Below are 18,875 nucleotides of genomic sequence, written 5' to 3' on the forward strand. Positions count from 1 at the left end.
GTGTGCGGCGGTGGTGGCGGGTGCGGGCCGGGGATGCGGGGTTCCTGGTGGTGGGGGTGCCGATGGCCCTGGTGGGCGGGGCGTACGCGCTGGCCGCGCTGTACGCCGGGGTGTTGCTCTCGTTGACGGTGGTCGGGCTGCCGGTCACCGCGCTCGCGCTTGCCGGGGCACGCGAACTCGGTCGGCCGCACCGGTGGCTGACGGGCCGGTTGCTCGGCGAGTCCGTTCCCGTGCCCGGGCCGGCCGCCCGGCCGCGGGGTCTGGTCGCCCGGATCAGGGCCGCCCTCACCGACACCGTCGCCTGGCGCACCCTCGGCTACCTGCTGCTCCGGCTGCCGCTCGGCGTCCTCGGTCTCGGGGTCCTGCTGCTGCCCGCGGCCTGCGGCTGGCTGCTCGGCTTCCCGTTGTGGCTGCGCCTGCTGGAACAAGGTCCGCACCCCGCAGGCCCGTTGGACCTCCTCGCGCCGCTGCTCGGCCTCGCGCTCCTCCTCCTCACCCCGCCGCTGATCCGGCTCGCCGCCGACGCCAACCGGCGGCTGGGCCGCCACCTGCTCGGCCCGGCCCGCGACCAGCAGCGCGTCCAGGACCTCGAAGCGGCCCGGCACACCCTGCTCACCACCGGCGCCGAACGGCTCCGGGCCCTCGAACGCGACCTCCACGACGGCACCCAGGCCCGCCTGGTCGCCCTCGCCATCACGCTCTCGCTGGCCGACGACACCCTCACCCCCGCCGCCGACCCCCGCCTGCGCACCCTGCTCGACCGCGCCCGAACCCAGACCGACGAGACCATCGCCGAACTCCGCGCCCTCACCCAGGGCCTGCGCCCCACCGGTCTCGACGCGGGCCTCCCCGAGGCGCTCACCGCTCTCGCGGCCGGCTGCGCCGTCCCCGTGGAGGTCCGGATCGACCTCCCGCAGCGCCCGGACGAATCCGTCGAGCAGACCCTCTGGTACTGCGCCGCCGAACTCCTCACCAACATCAGCAAGCACAGCGGGGCGACGACCGCGGCCCTCACCCTCACCGCCACCGCCACCCGCGCCCGCCTCACCGTCCACGACGACGGCCGCGGCACCGCCAACACCACCCCCGGCCACGGTCTGCACGGCCTCGCCGACCGCCTCGCCGCCGTCGACGGCACCCTCCGGATCAGCAGCCCGGCGGGCGGCCCGACCGCCGTAACGGTCGAACTGCCGCTCACGCTGTGACAGTTGATGCCGCGTCATGAGACCGCGCGGGCTGGAGTGCTCGCCGCCGGGGCGAGCGCGACGCTGCCGCCCAGGCCCGCGCGAGGGCTCCGCGCTCCGGTCGGCGCAGGGCTGCGTCGGGCCCGGGTCAGGTTTGTCCGGAGGCGAGGAGACGGCCCGTCAGGAGGTCTCCGAGAGGTACGCCAGCACTGCCAGGACCCGCCGGTTGTCCGAGGGGGAGGCGTGGAGGTCGAACTTGGTGAACACCGCGGCCACGTGCTTCTCCACCGCGCGTTCGGAGACGGAGAGTCGCTGGGCGACGGCGCGGTTGGAGCGGCCCTCGGCCATCAGCGCCAGGACCTCGCGTTCGCGGGGCGTCAGGTCGTCGACGGCGGTGCGGCGGCGGGCGCGCATCAGGTGGGTGACGACCTCGGGATCGAGCGCGGTGCCGCCCTCGGCCACCCGGTGCAGGGCGTCGACGAACTCCGAGGTGCGGGAGACCCGTTCCTTCAGCAGGTAGCCGAGGCCGGCCGCGCCGCCGGCCAGCAGGCGGGACACCCAGGAGGTCTCCAGGTGCTGGGAGAACACCAGGACGCCGACGTCCGGCCAGTCCTGACGGATCCGCAGCGCCGCCCGCACGCCCTCGTCGGTGTGCGTGGGCGGCATCCGGACGTCGACCACGGCGGCCCGCGGACGGTGCTCGGCGACCGCCGCGAGCAGTTCCTCGCCGGTGGCGACCGCGGCCGCCACCTCCAGGCCGCGTACGGTCAGCAGCTCCGCCAGCCCGTCCCGAAGGATCGCCGAGTCCTCCGCCAGTACCACCCGCAGCCGCTCACCAGTCATTCGATCATTGTGGCGCACCCGCCCGGGCCGGCTGCCCGACGGCCCGTCACAGCCGCCGCCACCGCGCGCTGAACAGGGAGAACGCGCCGAACAGCACCAGCCCGGCGGCCACCGCGACCAGCAGCCACGGCCCCGGGCCGCTCGCGGCGAACGCCCGCAGCGTGTCGTCCATGCCCTTCGCCCGCCCCGGATCGAAGCGGGCCGCCGCCACCACGACGAACACGCCCGCCCCCGCGAAGACCGCGCCGCGCGCCACGTTGCCCGCAACGCCGGTGGCCGTCACCGCCGTTCGGACGGGCGGACGCATCGCCGCGGTGTCCAGCTTGCGCAGGAACCGCCGCTGCACCGCACGCACCGCGACGCCGACCCCCACGCCCAGCAGGGCCAGCCCCGCCGCGCCCACCAGATAGCGGCCGCCCGGCAGGCGCAGCGCGGCCGCCGTCCAGTCCCGGGAGGCGGCATCACCGCCCGCGCCGCTCCGGCCGCCCGCCGCGCAGACCGCCGTTCCCCAGCACACGAAGCCGTAGAACGCGGCCCGCCCGCGGACACGGCCCGGCCGCCCGCGCCGTGGACCCCGGCCCCGCCGAAGGCCGCCGCCCAGGCCCGCCACAGCGCCATCCCCGCGAACCCGGCTGCCAGCACCCACAGCAGGACCGAACCGAACGGCTGCTCGGCGATCCGCTGCAACGCCCCCTGCCGGTCCGCCTCCGCCCCGCCCCGGCCGAACGCGATCCCCAACGCCAGCGCCCCGACCAGCAGGTACACCGCACCCCGCGCCACGAACCCGGCCCGTCCCGCCGCCCGCACCGAATCGTCGGCGTACGACTTCCGCACCGTCATCCCTCCGCTCTCCGGCCTCCCGGCTCTCCGGCTTCCCGGCTCTCCGGCTTCCCGGCTTCCCGGCTTCCCGGCTCCTGCGACGGCGGCCGTCTGCCCGGCATCCGCGTCCGCATGCCGGGGAGGGCGGTCAGGGGGGTCAGGGCGTGCGGCCGGTGAGCGACCAGTCGGCGTTGTCGAGGCGCAGGACGTGATCGGCGCGGTCGGCCTGGGCCGGGCGGTGGGTGATGGTGAGCAGCGCGCCGGGGCGGGCGCGGAACGCCCGGTCGATGCGGAGTTCGGCCGCCGCGTCCAGGTGGCTGGTCGCCTCGTCGAGGATGGTCAGCGGGGCCGGGCTGAGATACGCGCGGACCAGCGCGACCAGTTGGCGTTCGCCGGGGGAGAGGACGGCCGGGCCGACGGCGGCAGCGAGCCCGCCGTGACGGTCCGTCAGGGCCTCCGCGCCGAGCTCGGCCAGCGCCTCGCGCAGCCGAGCGGCGGGCACGGCGGGATGCGGCCAGGCGAGGTTCTCGGCGAGCGTCCCGGAGAACAGGTACGGCTGCTGCGGCAGGAACACCCGGCGGGCGGCACGGTCCGCGGGCGAGAGCCGCTCGGCGGGCGCTCCCGACAGCAGGACCCGACCGGCGTCCGGACGCAGCAGCCCGGCCGCGACCGCCGCGAGCGTCGACTTCCCGGTGCCGGACGGCCCCACCACGGCCAGGCTCTCGCCGTCCCGGAGCACCAGGTCGAGACCGCGGAGCACCGGCTGGGCGCCGACCCCCCACGCGTAGTCGACGCCGCGAAGTTCCAGCGCCGGAGCGCGAGTCCGCCGCTGCGCCGGGACCGCCGACGGGTTCTCGGCGGGTTCGGCGGCGGGCTCCTCGGGCGGGGCGGTGGCGGCCGTCCCGGCGAGGCGCTCGGCGGCGACGGTCAGACGGAGCCAGGACGGGCCGAGCCCCTGGACCAGCAGCCGCAGCGCCGGCTCCAGCGTGCCCAGCAGATAGGCGAGCGCACCGAGCAGCGCACCCGGCGACATGCCGTGCCGCAGCAGCGCGGGGGCGCTCAGCGTCAGCACCGCGAGCGGCCCGTGCACGCCCAGCGCGACCAGCAGGTGCCGGACGGCCGCCAGCCGGGCCAGCCCCCGGCCCGCCGCCTCGTTCGCCGCGACATCGGCGAGCACCCGCTCCACCGCGAGCCGCTCGGCCCCGCAGGCGGTCAGGTCGCGCAGCGCCGTCACGGTGTGCAGCGCGGAGGCGGTGAGCTGCTCCTCGGTGGCGAACAACTCGCGCTGGCGACGGGCCATCCGGGGCGTGAGCGCCGCGAAGGCGGCGACCGCGAGCAGCGGCGGCGCGCAGACCGGGACGAGTGCGCCCGGCGCGAGCGCGGCCGTGCCGGCCACCACGGCGAACAGGGTCAGCACCAGGTGCGACACCAGCTGCAACTGCCCGGCCAGGCTGTCCCGCACCGCCTCCACCTGCCGGGTGATCCGGGCCACCGCGACGGCCGCCGCATCCGGATCCGGCCGGGTCGCCGCCGTCTGCCGCAACGCGCCGTCCGCCGTCGCCCGCAACAGCCGGTCCCGGCCGGCTCCACGATCCGCGCCAACGGCCGGTAGGCGTTCCGGGTGCCCCACGCGGAGACCGTCGCCGCGACGGCGAACAGCCCCAGCCAGGCCCACCCGGCCCGGAGATCGTGCGCCAGGAAACCGCGATCGACGGCGAGAGCCAGGGCCTTCCCGGAGAGCGCCGCAGGAGCGGCCGAAAGCACCGTCCAGGCGGCGAGTCGGACGAGTTGGGGGAGGCTGCCGGTCAGTGCGCCGCGGAGCAGGGTGCGGGCGGCGCGCGGGGCGGTGGGGTGAGGAGGCGTCATGGGGCGGCCCCTGCGGGGGCGAGGCGGCGTAGGGCGCCGCGCAGCGGGGTGGGAGCGGTGGGGTGAAGGGGCGTCATGAAGGCTGCTCCGGACGGGCGGTGGAGAAGAGGGCGCGGTAGTCGGGGGAGAAGCAGAGGGTGTGGTGGGGGGCGGTGTCGCGGACGCGGCCGTGGTCGAGCCAGACGACGAGATCGGCGGCTGCGGCGAGGGCCGGGCTGCGGGTGGCGCACAGGCGGGTGGCGGGGTGGGTGCGGAGGGCGGCGAGGACGGTGGTCTCAGCGAGCGGGTCCAGACTCGCGGTCGCGTGGTCCAGGACGAGGAGGCGGGCGCCGGCCGGCAGAGGGCGCGGGCCAGGCCGACCCGCTGGCGTTCGCCGCCCGAGAAGGGCGCGTCCGCAGGCGGCGTGCGGTAGCCGGAGGGGAGGCGGCGCAGGAATCCGTCCGCGCCCACGGCGCGCGCGGCGGCCGTCAACTCGGCCTCCCCGATGGCGTCCCGACCGAGCGTCAGCGCCTCCGCGATCGTCCGGCCGTACAGCACGGGATCGGCGAAGGCCACCGCGACGGCCGCCCGCAGCTGCTCCGGGCGGACCGCGGCGAGCTCGGCGCCGTCGAGCCGCACCTCGCCCGCTCGGGCCGGAGCAGGCCGGCGGCCAGCGCGGTGACGGCCGAGGCGGCGGCGTCGTCCGCACCGACCACCGCCACCCAGCAGCCGGCCGGCACCGCCAGGTCCAGGCGGTCCAGCAGCGGGCCCGTACCGCCGCCGCCGAGCACCACGCCACGGAACTCCAACGCGCCCTTTCCGGCCGGGAGTTCGGAGCTGCCCGGGACGGCCGACGGGGTGGTCAGCAGTTCGGTGACCCGGACGGCGGCGGCCCGGGCCCGGGCCAGGTCCAGCAGGCTCTGGGCCGCACCGAAGCCGCCCAGCCCGACCGTGCTGTAGGCCAGCGCCGCGGCCAGCCCGCCCGGGGAGAGCCGCCCGGCGGCGAGCTCCGCACCCGCCGCGACCAGCACCGCGACCTGCGTGGCCGGGGCCAGCAGCCCGACCTTCCAGGCGGTTTCGCGCTGGCTGCGCCAGAGCGCGTGGCCGTGCCGGGACAGGCCGGGCAGCGGCCGCAGCACCCTGGCCAGTTCGGCGGACCGCGCGCCCGCCGCCGCGATCGACGCACTGCCGTGCAGCGCCTCCACCAGCCGGGAGGCGATCTCGGACTGGGCGGTGAGATAGGCCTCGCCGTGCCCCGCCGTCCGGCCGACCTGACGGCGGATCAGCAGCCAGCCGGCCGGGGCCGCCACCAGGAACGCCAGCGCCGGACGCGGCGACAGCAGGAACAGCCCCGCCACCGCGCCCGCGGCGGTGAGCAGTTGGGCCACCGTGTGCACCACGGCCGGGCCGGCCAGCGCGGCCTGCGGGGCGCTGCCGGTGAGCCGGGCCGCCAGGTCGCCCGCCGTCGGGCCGGCGGCGCCCGGGCCGTCCGCGCCGATCCGCCGGATCATCGCCGCGCGCAGCGCCGCGCCCACCGCGGCGGCCCCGCCGGGCGAGGCGTACTGCGCGGTGGCCTGGGCGGCCGCGGTGACGGCGACCAGGACCAGCAGCGGGACCCCGGCGGCGGGCCCCGCGCCCGCCAGGGTCCGGTCGACGGCGCGGGCGAGGGTCGTGGGCAGCAGCAGCGTGCAGGCGGTGCCGGCGGCGACGGACAGGGCGAGGGTGAACGTCCACGGCCGCTTCAGGGCCAGGACGGTCCGCAGCGCGGAGGCGCGGGCGGGCGGAGTGCTGGGCACGGGCGCTCCCGGGGTGGTGCCGTGGTGCGGACGGGGCCGCGGCCGGGGCGGCGCGGACGCGAGGAGGCCGGCCGTGCGCCGAGGGGCGCACGGCCGGCCGGGGTGCTCAGAGACAGAGCAGGGTGCTGACGGTGCTGTTGGTGCAGTTCACGACGCTCAGGGAGCTGAGGACCGAGCGGTACTCGGTGGGCTCCTCGGGGGTCTCCAGCGCCTGCAGGTCGAGGATCGCCATGACAGTCTCCTTTTCGGAACTCGGGTGGTGCTGGTGCTTCCGGCGGATGCCGGAACTCGTGGGGCGGCATGACCCGGCCGCGACGGGTGGCGGAGCGGGCGTCAAGTCCCGCGTCCCAGGGGGTGGTTCAGCTGTCGGCCGGCCAGAACGGCATCGGCGGGGTGCGGTCGTACACCGAGGCCAGCGCCGTCAGCACGCCGGCGGTGCCGGTCGCCAGGTCCATCGACAGGCGCAGCAACTGCTCGCCGGGGAAGGCCGGCCGGCCCCGGTACGGCAGCACGTGCCAGGCCAGGCGGCGGACATGACGGTCGATCAGGTCGTCCTCCGGCCCGGCGTCCAGCGCCAGCAGCGCGATCAGGCCGGCCCGGCCGTTGAACAGGCCCGGCTGCACGATGAACTCCGGCTCGGCGGCCGCCCGGACCAGCGCCAGCCGCTCGGCCAGCTCCGGGTCGGGACGGTGCCGCAGCAGGGCCTGCCCGACCGCGGCGATGCCCGCGCTGCCGGACTCCAGGTACGGCAGCACCCGGCTGCCGTCGTCCACCTGGAGGGTGCCGTCCTCGGCGACGACGCACCGCTCCAGGTCCCGGTCCAGGGCCGCCCGGGCGAGGTCCAGCAGGGCCGGATCGGCGCACTCCTCGAACAGGCGGAGCAGCAGCAGCGCGGTGCCGCTCGCCCCGTGCAGCAGCCCGGGCCGGGCGACGGCCGGCGCGGGACCGCCCAGCCGGAGGGCGGCGACCGCCCGGTCCGCGCTGTCGGCCGCCGCGGCCAGCAGACCGCGATCGCCGGTGGCGCGGGCGAAGTGCAGGCGGGCCAGGCCGATGCCCGCCAGCCCCGCCGACAGGTCCGGGCCGGCGCCGTGCGCGTCGTCCTTGTCCAGGCGGCGCAGCAGTTCCAGAGCGGGCTCGCGGTGCCCGAGGCGGTCCAGCACCCAGGCGGTGCCGTGCCCGCCGACGAACAGCCCGGGCCGGGCCGGCTGCCGCTCCACCGCGTCCAACAGCCAGCGCACGTACCGCGGATCGAGCTCCGCGCCCACCGTGTGCAGCGCCCACAGGACACCCGCCGCGCCGTAGGACAGGCCCAGGCCGTCGTGGGTGAACTGGGCGGGGTCGCCCGGGAACAGCCGGTCGGCGCGGTCGGGCGTGGCACTCGCGGCGATCGCCGCCACCAGCCCGTCCCGCAGCCCGGGCCAGCCCTCCCGGCCCTCGCCGAACAGGCCCTCCACGGCCGCCAGTTGCTCCTGCTCGGCGGCGTGCTGCTGCGTGCGGTCGGGCCCGGTGCGGCCGGCGCCGGCCGGCGCCGCGTCCTCGTGCTCGGGCAGGAACCCGTCCGGCAGTTCGAAGCGCTTGCGGGCCGACCGGGCCAGCGTCGCGCCCTTCGCCGGGTGAAGCACCGTCAGCGGCAGCAGCGGCAGGAACGCCCACAGCCGCAGCGCCCGCAGGGCGTGCTCGTCCACCGCGAATCCGGTCAGTCCGGCCGGCGCCGCGAACCCGGCCGCCCCCAGCGCCGGCCGGACGAACTCCTCGACCGGCGAGGCGAGTTCGAAGTCGACGAAGACCACCGAGCCGTCCTCGCGGACGATCAGGTTGCGCGGGTGCAGGTCCCCGAAGACGATGCCGCGGCCGTGGATGGCGCGCAGCGCCCGTTCCACCGCGTCCAGCACCGCCGTCGCCTCCTCGCGGTAGGCGGCCACCGCCGCCTCGTCCGCGTCCGGATGCACCAGCGGGAAGCGCCGGCCGAACCAGTGGTGCAGCCCCTCGCCCTCCACGTACTCCTGCACCAGGAACCGGTGCTCCCACGCCGTGAACTCGCCGAGCACCGCCGGCACCGCGTCCAGACCGGCCAGCGCCTCCAGGATCCGCTGCTCGCGCGCCAGTCGCTGCACGGCGTCCTCGCCGCGCTGGTCCAGGCCCGCGTACGGGCGGCCCTCCTTCAGGACGACCCGCTCGCCGCCGTCCGCCGGCCGCGCCAGGTAGATGCCGCCGCCGTTGGAGAAGTGCAGCGCCCGCTCCACCGTGAACGGGAACTCGCCGACACTGCTGCGGCCCGCCCCCGCCACCGTCTCCGCCAGCACCGCCGGCACCGGCGCCCACTCCGGGAGTTCGAACGCCGCCCGCCGCACGTCCGGCCGCAGCACCCCCGACGGCTCGCGCAGCGCCAGCACCAACTCGCCCTCCGCGTTGCGGCACCACTGCTCGGTGAACGCCCCGTAGCGCAGGTACAGCGGGCCGCTCCGCCAGCGCAGATCGCTCAGGACGTACGGGCCGGGCGCGCCCGCCAGGGCCTCGTCGAGGCCGGTGAGACATCGCTCCAACTGCGCCTCGTCGGCCGGGTACAGCGTCATGAACTTCCCGCTGGAGCCGCGCGAGGCGTACTTGGCGTTCTGCGTCTGCACCAGCGCCGGACTGCGCAGGAACTTGAACGCCACCCCGTGCTCGAAGCAGTGCGCCCGCACCACGTCCAGGATCCACGGCGCGTTGTCCATGCAGGCCGACACGTGGACCTTCCAGCCCTGCTCCGGCAGCGGCGGGTCGACGGGCCGGTAGCCCACCCACACCTCGCGCAGGCTGCGCACCCAGCCGTTCGGCGCGGCTTCGGTGGCCGCCGGGAACTCGTCGCGGGCCGCCCACTGGACCGGGGAGTCGTAGAAGACCGGATCGGCGTAGGAGTACGCCTCGTAGCGCATGTCCATCGGATCGCTCCATGGCGCGTCGCGGGGGAGGGGGATCGGGTCCGTGCGGCGGACGGCGTTCGAGCTGCCGGAGCGCGGCACGGGCCGGGTCGGGCCGGCGCAGCACGGACGGAGCCGCAGCGGCACGGGCGGGGTGGAGCCGCAGCAGCACGGACGGAGCCGGAGCGACGCGGCACGGGGGACGGCTGAGCCGGACCGATTGTGAGATCGGCTGACTGCCACCGAGAGTCTGCAAGGGCCGGCGCGGCCGTCGAAAGGGCCTCGGCGAGGGTTGGCCGGAATCTGCGGGCGCACACCGGGAGCACGCCCGGCAGCGCCCGGCGCTCCCTTTACCCGGGCTTTTCCTGACGGACCGTCGGCACCGGCGCCGGCCCGCACCCGCCGCTCGCGGCACCCGGCCAGCGCGGATTCCCCCGCGCGGCCCGCGCCGCCGGCCCACCGTCGCCCGCGCCGCACCCGCCGTCCCGGGGTCGCACCTCGGCACAACGTCGGAGCGCACGAGTCCGGTTGCCGAGCCTCCGCCCGGCAGCCGCTGTCCGGTACCCGACCGGCGCGCCACGGGCATCGAGGGCGTGCTCCCACCACCGCGCGCGCCCACCGGCCCGGACATCGTCCCAGCTACGCGCCCCCGGCGCGCTTGCTGCTGTGCGCGCCCCACCTTGTCCACCGCGCCCCCGCCGGGGCCGGGGAATTCCGATTGTCGGTCTTCCGGAACGCCGCACCCGGGTAGCAACCCCCGCATGGCGACACACTTCCTCACCGGCGCCGGCTCCGGAATCGGCGCGGCCACCGCCGAACTCCTCACCGCCCGCGGCGACCGACTCTGGCTGCTGGCCCGCGACCAACACACCGCAGACCGGCTGCGCGAACAGTTCCCCACCTGCCGCACCGTCGTCGCGGACCTCGCCGAACCCGCCGCCCTGGCCGCGGCGCTCGCCGGCCCGGACGCCCCGGCCCGGCTCGACTCCCTGCTGCACGTCGCGGGCGTCGCCGACTGGGGCCCGGTCGGCGACAGCGACCACGAACTGTGGGACCGCACCCTCACCGTCAACCTGCTCGCCCCCGCCGAACTCACCCGCCTGCTGCTGCCCGCACTGCGCGCCGCCCACGGCCACGTCGTCTTCATGAACTCCGGCGCCGGCCTGCACGCCCCGCCCGGCCTCGGGGCGTACGCGGCCTCCAAGTTCGCCCTCAAGGCCCTCGCCGAATCCCTCCGCGCCGAGGAGCACCCGCACCGGGTCCGCGTCACCACCGTCTACCCCGGCGAGGTCGACACCCCCATGCAACGCCGCCTGCACGCCCGCTTCCAGCTCGAGTTCGACCCGAGCGTCTGCCTGACCCCGCAATCGGTCGCCTCCGCGCTCGCCACCGTCCTCGACCACCCGCACGACGGAACGATGAGCGACCTGATGCTCCGGCCCGGCGGCTGACGGCCCCCGCCCTGCGCCTCGACGCCGGGGACCGCCGGGCCCGCCGGCGGTTCTGAGGGAGCGTCATGCCGTTTGGCGGGCGACCTCCCTCCGGAGGCAAAGCACAGGCAAAGTACGATCGGGGCGCTCGCGCAACCGACTCTCAGAGGAGTGCCCCCGGATGGTGTTCAAGCGGCTTCTCGGCGCCCTGGGCATCGGCGGACCCACCGTCGACACCGTGCTGTCCACGCCGACCGTCCGGCCCGGCGGCACCGTGCACGGCCAGGTCAACCTGGTCGGCGGCGACCGCGAGGCCGAGATCAACGGCATCACGCTCTGCCTGGCCGCCCGGGTCGAGGTCGAACACGAGGACGGCGAGAGCCACACCACCAAGGAGTTCGCCCGCGTCCAGGTCTGCGGCCCGCTGCGGCTGGCCGCCGGCGAGCAGCGCGCCGTCCCGTTCGCCTTCCCCGTGCCGTGGGAGACCCCGCTCACCGCGATCGGCGGCCACCACCTGTCCGGCATGGTGCCCGGCGTCCGCACCGACGTGGACATCGCCGGCCAGCTGGACCGCGGCGACACCGACCCGCTCGCCGTCGAGCCGCTGCCCGTGCAGCAGCGCGTCCTGGAAGCCCTGGCCGCGCTCGGCTTCCACTTCCACCGCGCCGACCTCGAAGCCGGCCGCATCCACGGCACCGGCCAGACCTTCCCCTTCTACCAGGAGATCGAGTACAAGGCGGCCCCGCAGTTCGCCCACCGCTGCAACGAGATCGAACTCTCCTTCGTCACCTCGCCCCACCAGGTCGAGGTGGTCCTCGAGTTCGACAAGCGCGGCCTCTTCCACAGCGGCGACTCCGTCCGCACCTTCGCCCTCGACCACGCCTCCGGCCAGTACGACCTGACCGGCACGGTGGACGGTTGGATCCGCGGCGTGCTGGGCCACTGACGCCCGGTCAGGAACCCGCGGGGCCGGCTGCCTCGGCCAGATCGATGCCGAGGACGCCGGTGCGGGTCGCCACGCAGAGGCGGCCGGTGTCGGTGATGACGAGGCCGACCGCGCGGGTGCCGAAGTGCAGGTCGAGGGTGACGCGTTCGGCGCCCAGGAGGACGACGCGGATCGGGCCGTCCTCCCAGGCAGCGGCGTACATCAGGCCGTTGGGGGTGGTGGCGACCGCGACGGCGGTGACGGGCGGTCGCGGGCGAGGACCGGCTCCTTGAGGGGGTAGCGGTCGGGCATCCAGGTCCAGACGGTGCCGTCGGCGCCGCCGGAGATGACGAGGTGCTCGTTCTCGTAGCCGGCGACGTCCACGGCGGTGACCGGCCCTTGGTGGAACTGGGTGTCCGCGCGGCGTGGTTCGCCGGTGTCGATCGCGGGGATCGCGTGCACGTACCCGTTCTCGTCGCCCAGCACCATCACCGGGCGGGCCGGCCGGAGGAGCCCATCGCGGTGGCCCCGTGCTCGAGTGACTCGCGCAGCCGGACCAGGGCGTTCGTGGCCGTGCGGGAATTGTCGTCCGGGATGATGGAGTTGACGGACCCGTCACGCTGGAGCGCGTGGGCGCTGCCGTCATGTCCCCAGGCCAGGGCGACCGTCGACGGGTCGTCGAGCACGATCCGGCGGACCCGCTTCGACAGCGACCCGTCCGCGAGCTCCAGGGCGTACACCGAGCGGCCGACGCCGACCATCAGCAGGCCGTCCAGGTCGGGGCCGTGGCCGGCGGCCAGCAGGTACACCGGCTCCATGCGGCGCCCGAACGACCAGCGAGCCCGCCAGGTGTGACCGGCCATCAGCGCAAACCGCTCCGCCAGGTCGGCGAGCGCCGGGTCCTCGGCGCCGGCCAGCCAGGTGTGCAGCGCCGACGCCCGCACCCGAGGGCGCCGGTCGCCGCCACCACCGGTCCGGCCAGCCACCACGCCTCGATCAGCCGCCGTCGCGGCTCGCCTTCCAGATCCGGGGTCACGGTGGCGAGCGGACCCGTGCGCAGCCGAGTCCGCGAGGTCGCGTCCTGGTACGCCTTGGCGAAGCTGGTGACCGCGGCGGTGACGGCCGCCGGGTCCGCGTGCACGAGGACGTTCGGGTCGGAGAGCAGGTCGGCGACCGGGGCGCCGGTACGTGCGGCGTGCCGCAGGACGAGTCCGAGCCGGGCGGCATCGTGCGGCCCCGGGGCGGTGGGGAACAGGGACTGACGAAGTGTTGCGTGGTCGGGGCCCCAGTGGGCGAGCCGTTCGGCGAAGGTGTGGGGCCAGACCCGTAGCCGACCGCCGTCCTCGGACGGAAGGACGAAGGCCTCCGCTTCCCCGACGGCCGACGGCCCGCCCGTGTTCGGCAGCGCGTTCCACAGGTCGGTGTCGACGGCGTCGCCCGCGGCAGCCAGCGCGATGATCGGCGCGCGGGTCGTCTCGGGCAGGGAGGCCCACCAGGCCTCGGCGAGCGTCTCGGCCTTCTGCGCGGGCCGGCGGCGGGGTCGACGGGCGCGCCGGGGCGGTGCGGGCGGCGAGCAGGGCGAGCGCGGGGGACGGGTAGAGCGCGGCGGCGGGGAGTTGATGGTGTGCCAGCGATGCGCACCACTGGGCGTAGGCGTCGGGGTCGGTCCACTGCGGCCGGTCCAGGTCGAGGACGGCAGAGGGGACGTCGAGCGCCTCGGCGGCGGGCGTGCCGGTGGCGCATTCGACGACGATCCGCAGCCAGGGCACGGTGAGCAGCGGCCGCAGCACCTTCTCGGCGATGCGCTGCGGGGCGTCCGGGACCAGGCCGGCGCCCGCGCGGTCGAGGCCGGTGACGACCAGCACCCGGGGCGTGCCGTCGGTGAACGTCTCGATGAGCTCGTGCGCGTCGGCTGCTGTCGTCCCGAGCCCGCGGGCGAGGGTCCAGACGAAGCTGTCGGCGGTGAGACCCTCGGCGTCCAGCTGGACATGGACGCGGCGGTCGGTGCGGGGGTTGTCGGGCGGGCAGGCGGCAGCGAGCCAGCGCAGCAGGTGCGTGCGGCCGCTGCCGCTCGACCCGCCACCCGGCACAGCCGCGGCGCCTGCGGATCGCCGAGCCACCCGAGCAGCGCCCGCCCGGCCGGCCGCCGGCCGGCGTGCAGCGGCGGCAGCGGCGCAGTGACGGCCCCGGCGGGGGCTGCTCGGCGGGCGCGCCGCGGCGGGGGTTCGGCCAGTACCGCACCGGCTTCCCCCAGGGGTCCAACTGCCATCCGCCGTCCACCGCATCCGGGTTGTTCTTGTCGGTCTCGAACAGCCAGTCGCCGTGCCGGGCACGCTCGGTGGAGGAGCGGCCCGCGTTGCCGGGGAACGGACGGTAGGCGGCCGGCGTGATCGGTTCCTTCGGCGGCACCCAGCCCGCCTCGCCCAGGCGTTCGACCTCCGCGAGGGATTCGGCGGTGGCGGCTGCCGAGAGGTCCGGCAGGCCGCGGTAGCTGTCCGAGGGCTCCGTGCCGAGGGCGGTGCACGCCTGGGACGGTGTCAGGTCCCTCGCGCGCGCGTCCCGCAGGCGGCCGAACCAGTAGCCGTAGGCGTTGAGATCCTTGCGGACCAGCAGCGGCACGAAACTGGCGGCGTTCTCCTCGTCGGAGAACCACAGGTAGCCGTGCAGCCTGTCGCCCTCGTCCAGCACCGGGTAGTACGTCACCGGTCCGGTGGCGGTGCCCGCGTAGCGCGGCGGGCCGGCGTCCACGATCTGCATGTCGGTATCCCTGTCGTCGGCTTCGGCGGTCTCGGGGAGGCGGGGTGTCTCTGTCACGGCACGATCTCCCCGTAGATGTGGATCTTGCCCTTGGCGTCCACGACGACCTTGTCGGCCCGCCACTTCTGACCGCGTGCCAGCAGCAGCTCCTGCTCGGAGGCCTTGAACGCTCCGGCCTCCTCGACCCAGAGGGCCTTGGTGCCGGCCGGGACCCGCAGGTGCATGATCGCCTCCTTGCCCTGGAACGCGGCAGGGAGTTGGTCGCCGGGCGAGGTCGACATGAAGCCGTTCTCCGTGAAGACCTGGCCCTGGAGGTCCTCGGGCTTGTCGAAGCGCAGGTGGCCCAGGTCGGTGCCTCGGGAGATCATGATGTCCTCGGGCACCGGGTGCGCGGCGACCGCCTCGTCGAGGCCCCTGATCAGTTCTACGGTTTCGGGGGTCTCCGGCACGAGACCGCGCAGCGAGCCGTTGATGTCCTCGGTGGCGCCGTAGGTGTACTGCTCGATCGCGTGCTGCTGTTCGGCCGGCAGGTTCCTCACGTCCTCGCGCCAGCCGTCACCGAACTTCTGGATCGCGGCCTCGTCGATCTGGTTGCCGTCACGGAAGGTCAGCGCGTCCTGGGAGACGGCGCGGTGGGCGTCCACCATCTCCTGGGCGAGCCGGTTCTCCTCCATGATCTGCTCGAAGGACTTCATGTGGAGCGGCGGCTCCGGCCGCTTGGCGGGGGCCGCGTCGTCGGGACCGCCGGCCTGGGCCGCGTCGTCGTCCTTCGCCGAACCGCCGTCGTGGTCGGCCGTCCCGTCGTGGCCGCCCTCGTGGCCCGTCTCGGGCCTGTTCTCCGGCCCAGGCTCGTTCGGGTGCTCCGGTGCGGGCTCGTGGGACGGGGCCGGTTCCTGAGGCGGGGCGGGCTCGTGGGCCGAGGGCGGGGCTTCGTGCACCGGCTGGGCGGGCGGCTCGTGGCGGACCTGGGTGCCGAACGGGTCGGCCCCGCCGGCCGGCTCGTGCGGGGCGAGCGGCGCGGGCTGGTGCGGAACGGCCGCGGGCTCCGCCTCCGCGTAGAACGGCTTGCGGACCTCCCACGGGACCGGGGCAGGCGGGATCTCGTACGCCACCGGCTGGGGCTTCCACTCGGTGGGGGCCGCCGCGCGGCGGGCCGCGTTGATCGCGCCGTCCTCCGCGGCGTGGACCGCCTCGTTCTTCGCCGCGTTCTCCAGCGCGTCGATGCCGACGCGCTCCGCGACCAGCGCGCCGCCCTCCGCGCCGCCGGTGGCGACGCCGGAGAGGATGTTGAAGATCATCTTGCCGCCGGCCTCGCTGGGGTCGCTGCCCCAGCCGGAGCCCACCAGCGCCTCCACCAACTGCATCGGATGCATCGTGGTGTGGGCCAGACCGATGCCGACCTGGCTGACGTGGTCCGCGTACTGCGCGGGATGCGTCAGGTTGTACGGGTCCATCGGGTTCACCCCGCGGACGAACTTCGCCAGGTCCGCGCCGCCCTTGACGAAGCCGACCTCCAGGTGCAGCAGCGACACCCCGGCGATCTGCGGGGCGTCCGTCAGGTCGTTCGCCATCTGCTGCCAGAAACCGGCCCGCTTCGGCGCCGCCGCCGTCGCCCCCCGCAGCGCCGCCTCCGCCGCCCGCGCCGCCTCGTCCCGGCCCCGCCGCGCCGCCACCAGGAGTTGCGCGGCCTCGGCCCGACCACTCGCACCCGGGTCGGAGAACTCGCCCGGACGGGCCGGCGCCGTCGGGCTCTGCCCGCGGCCCACCGCGTCGTTGTACGCGTGGACGTCCCGGTTGTAGGAGTCGACCTGCCGCCTGTACTGCGCCCGCGCGTCCTCGGACGCCCGCTGCGCCTCGCGGAACAGGTCGATCGCCCGCTGCGCCTGCCCCTGCGCCCACTCCACCGTCGAGGACAGCGAGTCGAGGGCCTTCGCCGCGTCCGCGCAGGCCTTGCCGGTGACCTGCCACTTCGTCGGATGGTCGCCGAACTTCCGGCGGAACGCGTCGGCGGCCCTGCCCTGCCAGTGGTCGGAGTCCATCCGGCCCAGGCCGTCCGCGGTGGTCCCGAACGCCGCCGCGAACTTCTGCAGGTGCCCGACGGTCTCGCCGAGCTTCTTGACGTCGCCGTGCACCAGCTCCTTCGGATCCTCGGACTCGCCGAGGTTCCGCTCGCCGACCGCCGCGCCGAGATCGTCCGCGATCCCGTCGCCCCACTTCTCGACCGCATGGCCCCAGTCGTCCAGGCCGATCGCGTCGAGCGTGCCGCCGACCGCGTGCGCGCCGTAGTCGACGGCCTTGCCGACGAACGACGAGACCCCGTCGATCAGACCCACCGCAGACCCCCCTGCGTCACCGCGTCCACTCCCGTCCCGCCGTGCCGGCCGCCCCCTGGGCCGGCACGGTCACTTGCCCCCGGTCATCTGCTCGTACTGCCGGTTCAGTTCGGACTGCCGGGCCTCCGCCGCCTTCGCGGCCTCCTCGTCCGGCCCGAACACCCGGGCCGCGCCGCTGTTGCGGTCGAAGTCGGCCTTCAGGCCCTCCCAGGACGCCTGCTGATGGACCGCCGCCGCCTGGAACGACTGCGCGGAGAAGTCCGCGTTCGCGATCTGGCTGACGGTGTTGTCCGACAGCGTCTGCCGCCAGGACTGCGCGGTGACCTGCTCCCCCGTCAGATTCGGATTGCCCATCGCCGAGTTCACCACCAGCTTCAGCGAATCCGACAGGTACTTCTCCTGCTCGTGGTACAGGCCCGCGGACAGGTTCAGCCGCTCGGCGATCTCGTTGCCCTCCTGCACCAGCTCCCGCACCACCAGCGCCCAGCGCTCGCAGAAGTCCTCGAACGCGCTGCGGCAGCCCTGGTCGCCGATCTCCAGGCCCGTCAGCTCCAGCAGCGAGAAGCCGCGCCCCGCGCCCGCCCCCTCCGCGAAGCCGACCGACTCCAGCTCCTTGATCGAGTCGTTGATGCCCTTCGCCGTCAACTCCAGCGCCTGCGCGTCGACCTGGAGGTCCGCCATCAGAACCGGCCCCCGGCCGCCGCGGCCCCGGCCACGGCCCTGGCGTCGACCGACGAGGCGTCAGGCACCACGCCGCGCACCGGCGGGAACAGCATCGGCTGCGCCCCGGCCGCGTTCAGCGCCACCCCGCACGGCACCCCCGCCGCCGGCACCGCCACGTCCAGCAGCCGCGAACCCAGCACCGTCAGGTACGGGATCTCCGACCCCGTGAACCCCCGGGCCCCGGCGAACGCCGCCAACTCGGCCTCGTCCGTGAACGCGTGGATCCACCGGACCCCGCCCTCGTCGCCCGCCCACAGCGCCCCGTCCGCGTCCTGCGGCACCACCACGGCACTCGACCGGAACTCCGCGACCATCGCCCGCGGATCCCCCACCCCCGCCCGCACCATCCGAACCTGGTGCAGCAGACCGGCATTGGACATGCCGTCACCCCCTGTACGCCCCCCGACACAACTGGGACACCCTAGCGTGATGCGGAGGCGGTCGTCGGTCTGCGATCCACCGCACGGCTCAACCGCCGGTCGTACACGGGTGGTTGGGCCGCACGGCGTTCCGTCGGGCGATCGCGGTCCGGTCGGCCCGTCAGGCGATCGCGGTCCGGTCGGTCCGGCGCGGGGCCGGGCGGCGAGCAGCGCCAGCAGCGCGGCCGCGAGGAGCGCGGCGGCCCACCACCAGCCGTGCGGCAGGGAACGGGCGGCCGGCACGGCGAGCAGCAGCGAACCGCCCTGCGAGGTCGCCGCGACCGACGGCAGTCGCCCCGCCGTCCGGCCCGCCAGGGCCCGGAACGCCGCGAAACCCCAGGCCACGGGGAGGGCCAGGCAGACCAGCACGGCCAGCCCGAACAGCGGCGCGGCCAGCACGTTCCCCATGTTCGAAGCGAGGCCGGGGGAGTCGTCCTCGGGATCGATCACCGGGTGCCGCACCCGCCAGTCCGCGAGGCGGGCCGCCCGGAAGAACACCCACGGCACGACGGCCGAGGCCGCGGCAGCGGCGCCGTACAGGTGCCAGTGCCGCGCAGCCGCCCGTTCGTTCGGTGCCATCCCCACTCCCCGGTCGTCGAGTCGATCTTCGCGGTGCCGGAGCGCAGACGCGGTCGCCCCCGCCCCCGGTTCCACCACCGAGCGCTCAGGAGCGGGCGCGGGGCCGGCGGTACGCCCGGTCGATCAGGCCGAGGCCGAGCAGCATGACGGCCGGGGCGACCGGCCAGGACGCGCGGTGGGGCGGGGCGACGAGACCGACCGTGCAGCCGAGCGGGACGAGCAGCGAGCCCGCGACCCACAGCCCGAGGGACGGCGGGCGCTCGCCGCGCATCAGCGGCCTGCGCCCGAACAGCAGCACCGGGACCACCTGCCCCAGGCTCAG

Annotated in this window: 15 protein-coding genes and 2 pseudogenes; 3 read left to right on the forward strand and 14 right to left on the reverse strand. The window is 75.8% G+C overall.

Annotated elements, in window-relative coordinates:
- The first annotated feature begins 2 nt into the window (after positions 1-2).
- A complete protein-coding gene (locus KCH_RS35535) occupies positions 3-1,205 on the forward strand; it encodes a sensor histidine kinase (RefSeq protein WP_035870196.1) in 1,203 nt (400 codons plus the stop codon).
- Between the two features lie 159 nt (positions 1,206-1,364).
- Here KCH_RS35535 and KCH_RS35540 read toward each other — a convergent pair whose 3' ends face one another.
- From KCH_RS35540 to lanKC, 7 genes and pseudogenes are all read right to left on the reverse strand, one after another.
- A complete protein-coding gene (locus KCH_RS35540; RefSeq protein WP_035870199.1) occupies positions 1,365-2,027 on the reverse strand; it encodes a response regulator transcription factor in 663 nt (220 codons plus the stop codon).
- Positions 2,028-2,073: 46 nt separating this feature from the next.
- A pseudogene (locus KCH_RS47560) lies at positions 2,074-2,867 on the reverse strand (DUF1206 domain-containing protein).
- A 136-nt stretch (positions 2,868-3,003) separates the two neighbouring features.
- Positions 3,004-4,413 carry an ATP-binding cassette domain-containing protein gene (locus tag KCH_RS35550; RefSeq protein WP_157032334.1) on the reverse strand — a complete coding sequence of 470 codons (1,410 nt, stop codon included), beginning with the start codon at positions 4,411-4,413 and terminating at the stop codon, positions 3,004-3,006.
- Between the two features lie 689 nt (positions 4,414-5,102).
- A pseudogene (locus KCH_RS47565) lies at positions 5,103-5,285 on the reverse strand (ATP-binding cassette domain-containing protein); the annotation flags it as partial.
- Positions 5,216-6,487, reverse strand: a complete 1,272-nt coding sequence (locus tag KCH_RS35555) for an ABC transporter ATP-binding protein (protein WP_051653816.1) — start codon at positions 6,485-6,487, stop codon at positions 5,216-5,218. The gene KCH_RS35555 and the pseudogene KCH_RS47565, both read right to left, overlap by 70 nt.
- A 106-nt stretch (positions 6,488-6,593) precedes the next feature.
- Entirely contained in the window at positions 6,594-6,719 is a 126-nt protein-coding gene (locus KCH_RS42000) for a SapB/AmfS family lanthipeptide (protein ID WP_157032335.1), read from the reverse strand.
- 127 nt (positions 6,720-6,846) lie between these two features.
- Positions 6,847-9,408: a class III lanthionine synthetase LanKC gene (lanKC, locus tag KCH_RS35560; protein ID WP_035870202.1), complete on the reverse strand. Its 2,562-nt coding sequence runs from the start codon at positions 9,406-9,408 to the stop codon at positions 6,847-6,849.
- Between the two features lie 740 nt (positions 9,409-10,148).
- Here lanKC and KCH_RS35565 point away from each other — a divergent pair.
- Both KCH_RS35565 and KCH_RS35570 read left to right on the forward strand, forming a co-directional pair.
- A complete protein-coding gene (locus tag KCH_RS35565; protein WP_035870206.1) occupies positions 10,149-10,838 on the forward strand; it encodes an SDR family oxidoreductase in 690 nt (229 codons plus the stop codon).
- Between the two features lie 160 nt (positions 10,839-10,998).
- Positions 10,999-11,763: a sporulation protein gene (locus tag KCH_RS35570; RefSeq protein WP_035870209.1), complete on the forward strand. Its 765-nt coding sequence runs from the start codon at positions 10,999-11,001 to the stop codon at positions 11,761-11,763.
- Between the two features lie 7 nt (positions 11,764-11,770).
- On the opposite strand, the gene KCH_RS35575 is transcribed toward KCH_RS35570, so the two are convergent.
- The 7 genes from KCH_RS35575 to KCH_RS35605 all read right to left on the reverse strand — a co-directional run.
- On the reverse strand, positions 11,771-11,965 hold the full coding sequence (locus tag KCH_RS35575) for a hypothetical protein (protein ID WP_035870212.1): 195 nt from the start codon (positions 11,963-11,965) through the stop codon (positions 11,771-11,773).
- Complete coding sequence (locus KCH_RS35580) at positions 11,965-12,231, reverse strand: WD40 repeat domain-containing protein (protein ID WP_035870215.1); 267 nt, start codon at positions 12,229-12,231, stop codon at positions 11,965-11,967. The genes KCH_RS35575 and KCH_RS35580 overlap by 1 nt, the downstream gene beginning before the upstream one ends.
- Positions 12,231-12,731: a hypothetical protein gene (locus tag KCH_RS35585; protein WP_167574184.1), complete on the reverse strand. Its 501-nt coding sequence runs from the start codon at positions 12,729-12,731 to the stop codon at positions 12,231-12,233. Before KCH_RS35585 ends, KCH_RS35580 begins: the two co-directional genes overlap by 1 nt.
- Positions 12,732-14,552: 1,821 nt before the next feature.
- The gene (locus KCH_RS35590) at positions 14,553-16,832 is read right to left on the reverse strand and encodes a putative T7SS-secreted protein (RefSeq protein ID WP_035870221.1); all 2,280 of its coding nucleotides are present in this window, start codon (positions 16,830-16,832) and stop codon (positions 14,553-14,555) included.
- 69 nt (positions 16,833-16,901) lie between these two features.
- A complete protein-coding gene (locus KCH_RS35595; RefSeq protein WP_051653817.1) occupies positions 16,902-17,513 on the reverse strand; it encodes a hypothetical protein in 612 nt (203 codons plus the stop codon).
- On the reverse strand, positions 17,513-18,553 hold the full coding sequence (locus tag KCH_RS46925; protein WP_341865463.1) for a hypothetical protein: 1,041 nt from the start codon (positions 18,551-18,553) through the stop codon (positions 17,513-17,515). Before KCH_RS46925 ends, KCH_RS35595 begins: the two co-directional genes overlap by 1 nt.
- Positions 18,554-18,638: 85 nt before the next feature.
- Positions 18,639-18,875: hypothetical protein (locus tag KCH_RS35605; RefSeq protein WP_035870223.1), on the reverse strand; the 237-nt coding region annotated here is incomplete at its 5' end.

It is taken from the genome of Kitasatospora cheerisanensis KCTC 2395, assembly GCF_000696185.1.
In the GTDB taxonomy this organism is placed as follows: Bacteria; Actinomycetota; Actinomycetes; order Streptomycetales; family Streptomycetaceae; genus Kitasatospora; species Kitasatospora cheerisanensis.

What these genes read in the sequence shown, in the direction of transcription:
- KCH_RS35570 (WP_035870209.1), top strand. Translation starts at nt 10,999, where the DNA reads ATGGTGTTCAAGCGGCTTCTCGGCGCCCTGGGCATCGGCGGACCCACC.
- KCH_RS35580 (WP_035870215.1), bottom strand. Translation starts at nt 12,231, where the DNA reads ATGGTGCTGGGCGACGAGAACGGGTACGTGCACGCGATCCCCGCGATC.
- KCH_RS35540 (WP_035870199.1), bottom strand. Translation starts at nt 2,027, where the DNA reads ATGACTGGTGAGCGGCTGCGGGTGGTACTGGCGGAGGACTCGGCGATC.
- KCH_RS35565 (WP_035870206.1), top strand. Translation starts at nt 10,149, where the DNA reads ATGGCGACACACTTCCTCACCGGCGCCGGCTCCGGAATCGGCGCGGCC.
- KCH_RS46925 (WP_341865463.1), bottom strand. Translation starts at nt 18,553, where the DNA reads ATGGCACCGAACGAACGGGCGGCTGCGCGGCACTGGCACCTGTACGGC.
- KCH_RS35595 (WP_051653817.1), bottom strand. Translation starts at nt 17,513, where the DNA reads ATGGCGGACCTCCAGGTCGACGCGCAGGCGCTGGAGTTGACGGCGAAG.
- lanKC (WP_035870202.1), bottom strand. Translation starts at nt 9,408, where the DNA reads ATGGACATGCGCTACGAGGCGTACTCCTACGCCGATCCGGTCTTCTAC.
- KCH_RS42000 (WP_157032335.1), bottom strand. Translation starts at nt 6,719, where the DNA reads ATGGCGATCCTCGACCTGCAGGCGCTGGAGACCCCCGAGGAGCCCACC.
- KCH_RS35575 (WP_035870212.1), bottom strand. Translation starts at nt 11,965, where the DNA reads ATGTACGCCGCTGCCTGGGAGGACGGCCCGATCCGCGTCGTCCTCCTG.